The organism is Sphingobacterium cavernae (assembly GCF_008520265.1).
GTDB classification, from domain to species: Bacteria; Bacteroidota; Bacteroidia; order Sphingobacteriales; family Sphingobacteriaceae; genus Sphingobacterium; species Sphingobacterium cavernae.
Genome location: NZ_VIQM01000052.1, coordinates 18012 through 29716, shown reverse-complemented (window position 1 = coordinate 29716; position 11705 = coordinate 18012). Strand labels below are relative to the sequence as shown.

Genomic DNA, 11705 nt, shown 5'->3' with positions numbered 1-11705 from the left:
CTAGCCCTAAAATCTGAGAAAATACATTTATATTTACCATGGCGGTAGTTGAATTTTTGCAAATTAAATATAGCAATCCCTGCTATATAAATTACCGCCATTTTTTACCTTATTTGGGACGCTTCTGTTCATGGATAAGAAAAAATCATTGCTTTTACTTACTGCCGCAGCTGCAGGCTCAGTTATATACAATATTTGGAAACCTGTAAAATCAGATTTACCTGTAATCACTAATTTTGATCTTGAAAAGTATTTGGGTCATTGGTATGAAATTGCTCGCTTGGATTTCTTTTGGGAAAAAGGTTTGAAAAATGTGACCGCTAATTATTCCTTAAACGAAGATGGCTCAATAAAAGTTATTAATTCGGGCGTAAAAATAAAAGACAACAAATCTAAACAAAGCATTGGGAAAGCAAAATTTCAGGGGCTACCTAATGAGGGCGCGTTAAAAGTTTCTTTCTTTGGACCTTTCTATTCGGGGTATAACATTATGCACATTGATGGTGATTATGAACATACGCTAATATTCGGAGAAAATTTGGATTATATGTGGATTTTATCGCGTACTAAAACAATATCAGCTGAACTTCAGACCAAATACCTTAACTATGCAAAAAGTGCTGGTTATGCAATTGAAGATTTAATGTGGACCATTCAAGAATGATCCTATCCAAAGATTTCTTGAATCACCGTAAAATCAACTGACGAATCGGAAGAAATAGCTTCAGCAATTACCTGAAGATGTTCTTCCGAAATTCTGTTTCCAATTCCCTTATTATAAAGCGTTGTTAAAAAATAGGCGTACTCTCTTTTGATTTTTGGGTCAATAAGGTGGTTCTGCACGTTGTAATTAAGAATACTGCTGGCAAACTTTCCAAAATCCTCAATCGAAAAACGCTGATACTTCGTATAAAACTTGAACATATACCGTTCAAAATCACTTTCCAACTGCTTGCTTACTTCAAAATCAATCATACTAAAAGAGGCATACCACTATTGTGATATGCCTCAAAAGTAATAAAAATTAGTAATTTTTTATTTTCGAACGCTAACAGCTACTCTTCTATCCTTTGCTCTTTCAGCATCAGATGCATCTGCTGATACGGTTGCAAATTCAGAACCATACCCTTCTGCATCTTCAACTTGACTACCCAACCCTTTACTTTCTAGAAAGCTTTTCACCGCTTCAGCTCTTTCTTCGGAAATTCTTTCGTTGATTTGTTCATCACCTGTACGATCAGTATATCCACCAATTTTGATTTTAGCATCTGGAAATAAACGCAAAATTGCTGCAATATTTTCCAATTGTTGTTGACTTTCAGGAAGTACATTAGCCGTTCCAGTTTCGAAATTTAAATTATCAAAATCAAACCATTTATCTTTCAATTGCTCGTCTGTCATTGATTTATAATCTGACTGAAGAAAAGCAATTAAATTTTCCTCAATTCCAGCAGGAAATGCTTTCAATGAAGCTCCATCTGGCAATTTCACATCAATTTGCTGTTTCTCACTTTGCGTCGCTGGATTCGTAATGACAATAGTTGTGTCCGCATTATCTATGGAATCGCGCAACACTGTTTCTTTAGTGTCACCACTACAACCTCTACCAAATAAAAACCACAATCCAATTAGCAATAACGGAATCAAAATCCACCACAGTCCGGCACCTTTCTTCTCCTCTGAAACATGTTCATGTGTATGAACTGGTTCACGTTGCTGAGGCGGAATTCTCTCCACAGGCGTAGACACAGGTGTATCAGGTATACTTGTGGTTTCCGTTGGTAATTCAACGGGTCTATCAGCCTGCGCAAACAATGAACCAAATGCTCCAAGCCCTAAACCTGTTGGCAATGCCGCTGCAAATGATGATTTATTTGAATTCAACAAAGTTCCAATTGAATTTGCATTCCAATCTGCTCCTTTATGTGTAATAGCTGAAATTACTGCAGGCAGACTCGCTCCTAATATACCGGTGATAGACTCACTACGCATTCCTAAATAAGAAGATATGGAATCCACTACTGTATTCAATCGGTCGCCAAAAATCGAACTCAATAAGTTTTGAGTTTCAAATTTCGAATTATCAGTACCAGCTGGAGTGCCGAAATAATTTCCGAATAGATTATGAATATCAAAGGAACTGAATAAATGCCTTGCTGAATTTAAAATACTACCCAAACCTTCTCCAGATTTCCCTTGTAATCCTAGAAGAATTGAAGGTATTGAAAGGTCGAGTCCTTTGTGTACGTTATCGGAAGACTCTCCAATATTTGTACTTAATTTGTTAATTACTTCATCCGTGAAGTAGGCTTTAACATTGTTTAATAAATTGTTTTCCATCTCCTTGTGCTTAGTTAACAAAATACACAACAAGTTAATAGCACATTTGTTTGTTGTAAAATATCTAAGACTTAACCATTTATTTATATGGTTGTTTTATCTTTGATTATAAATTAACAGTTGTACTCTATGAAACAAAAATCTATTGTTGCCATTTTATTTATTTATTTTGCATGTGTAACATCAAGTTTTGCACAGCCAAAATATATTTTTTATTTGATTGGCGACGGTATGGGCCTAAACCATGTCAATCTAACCGAAATTTTTGAAGCTGAAACGAAGAACAAAGTAGGCTATCAAAATTCAATCCTCACAAAATTTCCTCATGTAGGATTTGCTTCGACAAATTCACTTTCACATGGAGTCACAGACTCAGGTGCGGGTGGTACAGCTTTAGCTGTTGGAAAGAAAACTAGAAATGGAAATATAGGTACAGATAGCACTGGCACAATCCCATACAAAAGCATAGCTTTTGCAGCTAAAGAAAAAGGTTTGAAAGTAGGAATTACGACAAGTGTAAGTATTGATCACGCTACTCCAGCGTCTTTCTATGCACATCAACCAAGCCGTAGCAATTATTATGAAATTGCTGCTGAGATTCTTAAATCAAATTTTGATTTTTTTGCGGGAGCAGGATTCTTAAAACCAACTACGACTTTTGACAAGAAAGAAGTAGAAGATATCCATGCAGTAATAGAAAAAGGTGGTTATAAAATTATTCGTGGTAAAAATGGCTTTGATGCAAATAAATTCAAAGGTCAGAAAACAGTATGGATTAACGACCAACCTACGCAATTTGAATCCCTAAAATACGCTATCGATCAAGAACCTACAGATATGGCTCTAGCAGATATTACAAAAGGTGCTATTGCGGCATTAACTAAGGATAATAAAAAAGGATTTTTCTTAATGGTTGAGGGGGGTAAAATTGATTGGTCTTCACATTCCAATGATGCAGCAACCACAATTCGTGAAGTTCAAGATTTCCATAAAACTATTCAATTGGCGTATGAATTTTATCAAAAGCATCCAAAAGAAACATTGATCGTTGTGACTGCTGACCACGAAACAGGTGGTTTGGCTATTGGTAATGGTTCGTCAAAATTAAATACACAAGCATTGGCATACCAAAAGGTATCGCAAGGAACTTTGTCTTCTTTGGTTGGAAATCTTCGTAAAGATAAACCTAACGCAACTTGGGATGATGTTAAAAATGTAATAGCTGAAAATACAGGTTTGTGGAGTAAAGTAAAAATTACAGAAGCTGATGAAAAAGTCTTACGCGAAGCGTATGAAAAAAGCTTTATAAATCATGAAAATGAAACATCAAAAAGCTTGTATGCAAACGATGATAAAATTGCTTCATTAAGTATCAATATCTTAAACAGAATAGCTTCTGTAGGATGGGCTTCGAGCAATCATTCTGCTGCATATGTGCCAGTATATGCGATTGGCGAAGGTGCTACACTATTCAATCATAAAATGGATAACACGGACATACCTAAAAAAATTGCACAAGCTGCACAATTGAATTTCTTATAAACAAACATGGTTAGCAAAAGCTAACCATGTTTGTTTTATATCAATCTTAATTTTTCGTTATATCCTTGTCTTTTACGACTTGCAAACCTGAACTTTTCTGTGCTTTTTTCATCGCTTTGATATTCAAGAATTCTACCAATACCGAGAATGCCATTGCGAAGTAAATGTATCCTTTTGGAATATGTTGGTCAAATGCTTCTGCAGTCAATGATACACCTATCAATAGTAAGAACGCCAATGCAAGCATTTTCACCGTTGGGTGATTATTCACAAATCTACTTATCGCTTCAGCAGATACGAGCATAATACCCATAGCAACAATTACCGAAGCAATCATTACTCCAATTTGATCAACCATACCTACCGCTGTGATAACAGAATCCAAAGAAAACACCAAATCAAGTATAATGATCTGAATAATAACAGATGAGAATGTCACTACTTTCGCATTTACACCTGTTGCTTCTATATGTCCTTCTACCTTGTGGTGAATTTCGGTGGTACTTTTATAAATCAAGAACAAACCACCAATAAACAAAATCAGGTCACGTCCAGATAATATCAAATACGGAACAACTGCCTCATTCGTAATGTTAAACCATTCCGCGAAATTTACAAGCGGCGTCGTCAAGCCCATTACCCATTTGATAGAAAACAATAAACCAACACGCATCACAAGGGCTAATATTAGACCAATTTGTCGCGCTCGTTTTTGTTGTTCTACTGGAAGTTTAGCGCTTTGGATAGAAATGAAGACGATGTTGTCGATCCCTAGAACAATTTCTAAAATTGTCAGAGTTAAAAAGGAAATCCAAATTTGAGGATCAGTTATCCATTCCATAAAGTAGTTTTAAGTGTGTAAATTATTTATAATTTATTAAAGTAATTACGTTATCACTGAAACGATGCAACCTTCCCTCACCTTTCAAAAATTCTAGATTAATCACAAATGAAAAACCTGCTACTTGACCACCCAATTTTTCAATCAACTTTGCTGCTGCAACCACAGTGCCTCCTGTAGCTAACAAATCATCGTGTATCAATACCTTCGTTCCAGGTCCGAAAGCATCATTGTGTATTTCTATAGTTGCTTGACCGTATTCTAACTTATACGATTCAGAAATTGTTTTTGCCGGCAGCTTACCTTGCTTCCGTATTGGAACAAACGGAATGTTCAATTTGTTTGCAAGCATCATCCCAAATAAAAAACCACGGCTTTCGATTCCTGCTATGACGTCTATCTTCAAATCTTTGACTTGTTCAACAAAGGCTTCCACTATTTCAGTACACAAATTGGCGTCTTTAAGAATTGGTGTAATATCTTTAAAAACAACACCTGGCTGAGGAAAATCAGGAATATCACGAATTACCGCATTTAATCTTTCTTGTAGCATATTTTAAAACTCTAAATAAGGCTCAATTTTACGTAAAAATTCTTGATCTAAAGCTTTATTTTGTGCCAATGCTTCAAAATTAGCATATGCTCCATGCTGCTGTCTGTAATTAATAATTGCTTGCGCTTGCTTTTTACTGATGTAAGGATGCTTTGAAAATTGTTCAATATGCGCATCATTTACTTTTAGTTTAGATATTCCGGCAGAAGAAACTATTAGCTTGTCCTTTATATTCAAAAAAGTCTCTTCAGAAATACCATAAACTTCTTGAATCTGATTAACGGAATGAAAACCTCCTAAAGCGTCCCGAAACTTCACTATTCTAGCTGCTAAAACAGAACCTATACCTTTCAAGTGTTTCAATTCAGAAGTGTCTGCTGTGTTAATAGAAATTGATCGCACAATTGATTTTACTTCACGCATTTCATGAGCACTAGTTTCAAATGACTTTTTAGATTTATCATCTGCAATTGAAATAGTAATATACGATTCTAATCTATTATAGTCCTTTTCAGAAATTGAGTATATCTTTCGTAAATCTTCTTTTTTATAAAACTTTCCTCCCTTTGATCGATAGTTCAGAATTACCTGAATTTGCTTTGGCGCTAAACCTAATTTATGCCATTGGTTAGCGGTTGCTGTATTTGGATCAAATGTAAAATAGGTAATTGTTTTATTGGTCTTCTTAAAGCCGGAATAAGGTTTAGAATAATCTGGCGTATTTTCAACTTCCTTTGTCGCAAAAGATTCAGCAGAGTTTAAATCATAAACTTGATGCGGGATAACTTCAGAAGACTTTAATGATTTGTAGAGAGATAGACTAATGTTCACCAGCAATACACACAGGAACAAGACAATAAAACCGTTTCGTTCTACTGTATTGAACTGAAAGTATTTGAAAAAATTATTCATCGAAACAGTGTGAAACGTAACTAAAGTGTAATTGGCTGCCCTATTCTAAAAGCTTTCCCTTAAATTTGCGAAATATTAATGTAAATTGAAAATGTATTTTGTTAATGCACCTTTTTTCTTAAGATGGTATTATCCAGAAGTAATTTGGAATAAATCGCGTGCGGACAAAAAGCTTTTTTTAACATTCGACGACGGACCAATACCCGAAATCACAAGCTGGATTTTAGATACATTATTGGCGTACAACATCAAAGCAACATTCTTTTGTGTGGGTGATAATATTTCAAGGCACCCCGATATTTTCCAAAGAATCAAAGCTGAAGGACACCGTGTCGGCAATCACACTTACAATCATCTGAAAGGCTGGAATACTTCGGACAAAGATTACATTGATAATGTCTATGCCTGCCACAAGATAACGAAATCAAATTTATTTCGCCCTCCTTATGCACGCGCCAAAAAATCACAATTAAAAGTTCTTAGCAAGGATTTTGAATTTATTTACTGGGATGTATTGACGGGAGATTTTGATTTAAATCTTTTACCAGAAGCTTGTTTTCAAAACGTAATTAAGCATACAAAAAATGGCTCTATTATTGTTTTTCACGACAATATTAAAGCCATTCCTCGAGTTCAATACGCTTTACCCAAAACGATTGAACACTTTTTAGCAAAGGGATTTACCTTTGAGATACTTTAGTCTTCTTCTTTAAAACGAATTCGAAATCCGTATTTCTTCGCACTACTTACACTGAAAAATCCCAATGCACCGTTCGTAATATTGGAAGTTGGATTTGCGGGTGCAGCACTCCCAGGATTAATAGATAGAATTTCATTCCAATAATTAAACACTGGTCGGTCAATAATCTGTCTTCTTACCGTAATCGTGTCACCAATAAGAATATCGTTGTTGTTATCAGAAACTTGATGCGTCACATACAATCCGTCATTAAACTTATCGCTGAATACTCTACTAAATTTGAAATCACTCCCATTAACAGAAATATTATACTTGTAATAATTCGGTTGATCTTTTGGATCAACAAATTTCAATGTCACAGAATAGACCGTGTCCGAAAAAATAACATCTTCAATAATACCCAATGAATCCACATCTATGTATGCATTCATATACGATGAAGATTCAAATACTTCTCCATCAATTGTGACACGCAAATCGTAACGTGTATTTGTTTTTGGTTTGAAGGTAGCTTTGTAAACACCATTGCCAATGCTATTAAAATTATAAATCGTGCCTTTATCATCAGTTACTACCACAGCAGCATTGTTTATTGGCTTGTTGCGCATTGGTTCGTCAAATGCCACAGTCTGAGAGACATTAATTATTTGATCATTCGAGAGGTCTGTTAAATCAGCTTCAATGACATATCGTGGGTCAGCATCATTAAGATTTACATCAATTAACTCCTCGCAAGAACTTAATCCAAAGCAAATTATAAAAGCGAATAAATATATAAGTCTCATATCTAAAATTTAAAGTTCCAAGTCACAGAAGGTATAATTCCAAATAAAGCAATTTTATATGCTTCTGTGATGTTAGCATTATTTTCGTTTTCTCTAAAATCAATGATATAAGCATTTTTGCGGTTATATACATTGTACAAACCAAATGACCAACTCGAAGAAAAACGTTTGTTTTTTGGTCCAGGCTCATAATTTGCAGATAAATCCAGACGATGATAATCTGGCATGCGGTAACCATTGCGCTCTGTGTAATAAAATAGAGTACGGCCATCTACTGTATATTTACCACTTGGGAATGTAATGGCATTTCCTGTGTAATACACAAAATTAGCTCCCAAATTCCATTTATTACTTAATTGGTAAATACCTACAACCGATACATCATGCGTGCGATCCTGTCTTGCATTGAACCATTGTCCGTCATTAATTTGATTGAACTGTCTTTCACTCTTACCTAAAGTGTATGAAATCCAACCATTTAATTTTCCTTTAGTTTTACGCAAATAAAGTTCCAGACCATATGCACGACCTTGACCATACAACAATTCACCTTCTAAGAATTCGTTAGCTTGCAAATCCGCACCATTACGGAAATCAATTTGATTGCCCATATATTTATAGAAGCTTTCTACCGAAAATTCATAGGTATTATTCGCAAAGTTTCTAAAATAGCCCAATGCAACTTGATCCGCATACTGCGGTTTGATATTCTTACTACTCAATACATATTGATCAGTTGGCAAAGATGAAGTCGTATTTGTCAATTGATGTAAATTTTGAACAATTCTATTGTACGAAGTCTTAATACTTTGTTTATCATCCAATATAAATGAAGCCGAAAGTCTTGGTTCTATATTTAAATGATGTTTAATAATTTCCGAACCCGTATATTTTTCATTTGAAATAGCTTCACCATCAGCATCGAAATTATAAAATGTTCCTGGTCCTTGTACCATAAAATCAGTTGCGCGCAATCCATACAATACCGAAAACCAATATGTTGGATTCCATTCGTGAGAAACATAAGCAGCAACTTCGATTCCGTGTCTCTTTTCAATATTGATAGAATTTACTGCAGAATTAGCATTGGCATTAAGACTTGCTGGAGAAATCTTTTGTTTCAACGCATTCAAACCAAATCTCCACGTACTTTTATTATTCGCATAATAAGAAAAGTCTTGTTTCAAATTGAAATTTTCAATTTTTGAAGCAATCACAAACTCACTGTTATCGTTGTTTACATTTACATTGTACGTGAAGTCACTGTAAATTAAAGACGTATTACTGAATAATTTTTCATTCAAAATATGATTCCAACGTACCGTAGCTGTTGCATTACCCCAATCAAAACTAAATAAATCGCCATAACCCAAATCATCCTTCCCAAAATATCCTGAAGCATAAATTGTGTTTTTATCATTAATTCTATAATTCAGCTTAGCGTTGAGATCGTAGAAATATAATTTACTATCTTTTACTGTTTGATCGTTCGAAGCTTTTAGAAATAAATCTGCATAGGTGCGGCGACCACTTAACATGAATGAGCTTTTGTCCTTTTGCAATGGACCTTCAAGTTTTAATCGTGAAGCAATCAAACCTATGCCGCCTTCTGCAGCGAACTTTTTACTGTTTCCATCGATCATATGAATATCCATTACCGACGAAATACGCCCTCCATATTGCGCAGGAATACCACCTTTGAAAAGTTCAACATCTTTAATTGCATCCGAATTGAAAGTAGAGAAAAATCCAAGTAGATGCGAAGCATTATAAACTGTTGCTTCGTCCAATAAAATTAAATTTTGGTCGCCACCACCTCCGCGTACAAAAAAACTAGATGAACCTTCACCTCCTTTGGCAACTCCTGGTAACATTTGAATAGTTTTCAAGATATCGCGTTCTCCGAATAGTACAGGTACATTTTTGATTTCCTCAATGGTGAAATTAATAGCACCCATTTGCGGACTCGTGACATTCTTATTTTGTTTTTTACCCGTAATTACTACTTCCTCAATTTCTCTTCCGATTGGCGACAATTCAAAGTTAAACCGCTTTTGAACCGATGTATTTATCGATTCTTCTAAGGATTGATAACCAACATATGATACAACCAAGGTCGAATCCGATGCGTGTAATTCGAGTGAGAAAAAACCATAGCTATTGGTTCTAGCTATCAAATTAGATTCTTTTGACTGAACGGTAGCTCCAATTAACACTTCACCAGATGAAGCATCTTTCACGTATCCGCTAACATTGACTTTCGTTTGCGCAAATAAACTGGCATGAAACAAAAAAGCAACAACAAATAATGCGTATTGTCGAAACATATAAATTTATAAAGTGTTTAATTTCTAAAAAATTGGTCAAAAAACGCCATTTGAAATCCAATAGACTGTGCCCAATAGTCCCAATTGTGTTTCCCTGGCATGTTGAAATAGCTATGTGGTATGTTAAGATAAGACAATTTTTTATGCAATTCTTCATTCACTCCAAAGAAAAAATCTTCATAGCCACAGTCTATAAATATTTTTAAATTATTTGGTTTGATTAAATGAAGCATTTCTATCACCGTATGTTCATTCCACTTTTCTTTGTTTTCCGCATAATCTCCTAGGCGCTTGCTCATTTCCCAATTGTTTGGAAATGGACGTATATCCACTCCACCAGCTGTGCTTCCTACTGCCCCATACACATCTTGATGACGAATAGCTAGATATAATGCACCATGTCCTCCCATACTTAAACCTGTGATAGCACGCCCTGTCTTATGTTTACAAACCTTAAAGGTTGATTCGATATAATTCACAAGTTCTTTGCTCACAAATGTTTCATATTGAAAATCTGGAGTCGTATCCCAATACCAACTGCCAACTCCACCATCAGGACAAACCACCATATAATTATAGCGGTCAACTAATGTTTTCAAATATGGAGCTTTCTCGACCCAATTGGAGTAGTTTCCACCATATCCATGCAATAAATACAGTGTAGGTATAACTTTATCTTTTGCATTATCTGGACGGATTACGACCGTCTTAATCTTTTTATTCATACTCGCTGAAAATACTTCTACAGTATCTACAGTAGCAGCAAATCCTTTGCTAGTAAACAGTAAAACAAATAAGAAAGAGAACAAAAAAAGGTTTTTCATAGTTTTAAAAATCGTATTTGTAAAGATAGGAATCCAGACCAAATGGACGCTCAGAAATCGTATATAAAAAGCGATTATATAGGTCGAAACAAATGGCTTCACCTTGTGGTTCGATTGTATATGGAATGTTACGTGGAGTTTGTTTCAATGTTTCCAGAATAGACGCTGAATGAGGTCTTTCCCAAAGGAAGACTGTCGTCAAATTCTTTGCTACAATATATTTACCATCTGCCGAAATATCTGCTCCTGTAGTAAATGTAAAAGGCAATGTTAACATCGGTTGCAATACATGAACTTCCGTATTATTAGTATGCAATGGCAATGAAAAAATGGTAGATTCTAAATCTCGCTTTGACAGAATATAAACTTGATTATCTATTGGATCAACAAAAATGGCTTCTGCATCTCTCCTTTTGTCTGCGTATTTTATTTTAATTTCTTGATGTAAAGGAGCCTTTAAAGAGGTTAATTTTGTGCTGAAATCAACCTGAGGTTCTTTAATCACATACAATGAAAGTTCCTCTCGATTTCGACGATTATTTCCAATGTCAGCTAGAATTAAGAAATGATCATTACCAATCTTAAACCTCGCAATATCTTCAATATCTATCGATTTAACACCTTCTATCTGAACAGTTACTTTAAGTGAAGCAGTGGAATCTATTAGGTATATATTTGCATCATCACCACTGTCATTATGTACCCAAAAATATCCTTTTGAAAAATAATAAGGCGCAATTCCAGAAATTTCCGTTATCGCTGCGCTCGTGACTTTACCTAGCTTTTGAGGACTTTGCGCATAAGATATGCTGCTCAGCAGTAAGTGTAAAAAGCTAACAACTAAAATCTTATGTTGCACAAAACGAACTAATATCATACAC

General features: G+C 35.0%; 12 protein-coding genes. 3 read left to right on the top strand and 9 right to left on the bottom strand.

Annotated features, from left to right (window positions below; all coding sequences use genetic code 11):
* The first annotated feature begins 130 nt into the window (after positions 1 to 130).
* Positions 131 to 664, top strand: a complete 534-nt coding sequence (locus tag FLS47_RS10300) for a lipocalin family protein (RefSeq protein WP_149914291.1) — start codon at positions 131 to 133, stop codon at positions 662 to 664.
* A 2-nt stretch (positions 665 to 666) separates the two neighbouring features.
* Here the strand turns inward: FLS47_RS10300 and FLS47_RS10295 are convergent, their stop codons facing one another.
* Both FLS47_RS10295 and FLS47_RS10290 read right to left on the bottom strand, forming a co-directional pair.
* Entirely contained in the window at positions 667 to 975 is a 309-nt protein-coding gene (locus FLS47_RS10295; protein WP_149914290.1) for a hypothetical protein, read from the bottom strand.
* Positions 976 to 1035: 60 nt separating this feature from the next.
* Complete coding sequence (locus FLS47_RS10290; protein ID WP_149914289.1) at positions 1036 to 2340, bottom strand: OmpA family protein; 1305 nt, start codon at positions 2338 to 2340, stop codon at positions 1036 to 1038.
* Positions 2341 to 2469: 129 nt separating this feature from the next.
* Between FLS47_RS10290 and FLS47_RS10285 the strand changes: the two genes are divergently transcribed.
* A complete protein-coding gene (locus tag FLS47_RS10285; protein ID WP_149914288.1) occupies positions 2470 to 3882 on the top strand; it encodes an alkaline phosphatase in 1413 nt (470 codons plus the stop codon).
* A gap of 46 nt (positions 3883 to 3928) precedes the next feature.
* Here the strand turns inward: FLS47_RS10285 and FLS47_RS10280 are convergent, their stop codons facing one another.
* Genes FLS47_RS10280 through FLS47_RS10270 form a run of 3 tightly spaced genes read right to left on the bottom strand, consistent with a single transcriptional unit; the run spans position 3929 to position 6188 of the window.
* The gene (locus tag FLS47_RS10280) at positions 3929 to 4723 is read right to left on the bottom strand and encodes a TerC family protein (protein ID WP_149914287.1); all 795 of its coding nucleotides are present in this window, start codon (positions 4721 to 4723) and stop codon (positions 3929 to 3931) included.
* 22 nt (positions 4724 to 4745) lie between these two features.
* A complete protein-coding gene (locus FLS47_RS10275; protein WP_149914286.1) occupies positions 4746 to 5276 on the bottom strand; it encodes an adenine phosphoribosyltransferase in 531 nt (176 codons plus the stop codon).
* A gap of 3 nt (positions 5277 to 5279) precedes the next feature.
* Positions 5280 to 6188: a ComEA family DNA-binding protein gene (locus FLS47_RS10270; RefSeq protein ID WP_149914285.1), complete on the bottom strand. Its 909-nt coding sequence runs from the start codon at positions 6186 to 6188 to the stop codon at positions 5280 to 5282.
* Positions 6189 to 6279: 91 nt separating this feature from the next.
* Here FLS47_RS10270 and FLS47_RS10265 point away from each other — a divergent pair, with 91 nt between their 5' ends.
* Positions 6280 to 6888, top strand: coding sequence for a polysaccharide deacetylase family protein (locus tag FLS47_RS10265; RefSeq protein ID WP_149914284.1), 609 nt, complete (start codon positions 6280 to 6282; stop codon positions 6886 to 6888).
* On the opposite strand, the gene FLS47_RS10260 is transcribed toward FLS47_RS10265, so the two are convergent.
* The 4 genes from FLS47_RS10260 to FLS47_RS10245 are packed head-to-tail and all read right to left on the bottom strand — an operon-like array spanning position 6885 to position 11701.
* Positions 6885 to 7673: a DUF4249 domain-containing protein gene (locus FLS47_RS10260; protein ID WP_149914283.1), complete on the bottom strand. Its 789-nt coding sequence runs from the start codon at positions 7671 to 7673 to the stop codon at positions 6885 to 6887. The two genes, FLS47_RS10265 and FLS47_RS10260, sit on opposite strands and share 4 nt — an antisense overlap.
* A gap of 2 nt (positions 7674 to 7675) precedes the next feature.
* Entirely contained in the window at positions 7676 to 10000 is a 2325-nt protein-coding gene (locus tag FLS47_RS10255; protein WP_149914282.1) for a TonB-dependent receptor, read from the bottom strand.
* Between the two features lie 17 nt (positions 10001 to 10017).
* Positions 10018 to 10824 (bottom strand): alpha/beta hydrolase, encoded by an 807-nt coding sequence (locus tag FLS47_RS10250; RefSeq protein ID WP_188347409.1) that lies wholly within the window; start codon positions 10822 to 10824, stop codon positions 10018 to 10020.
* Positions 10825 to 10828: 4 nt separating this feature from the next.
* A complete protein-coding gene (locus tag FLS47_RS10245) occupies positions 10829 to 11701 on the bottom strand; it encodes a hypothetical protein (protein WP_149914281.1) in 873 nt (290 codons plus the stop codon).
* Positions 11702 to 11705: the final 4 nt, after the last annotated feature.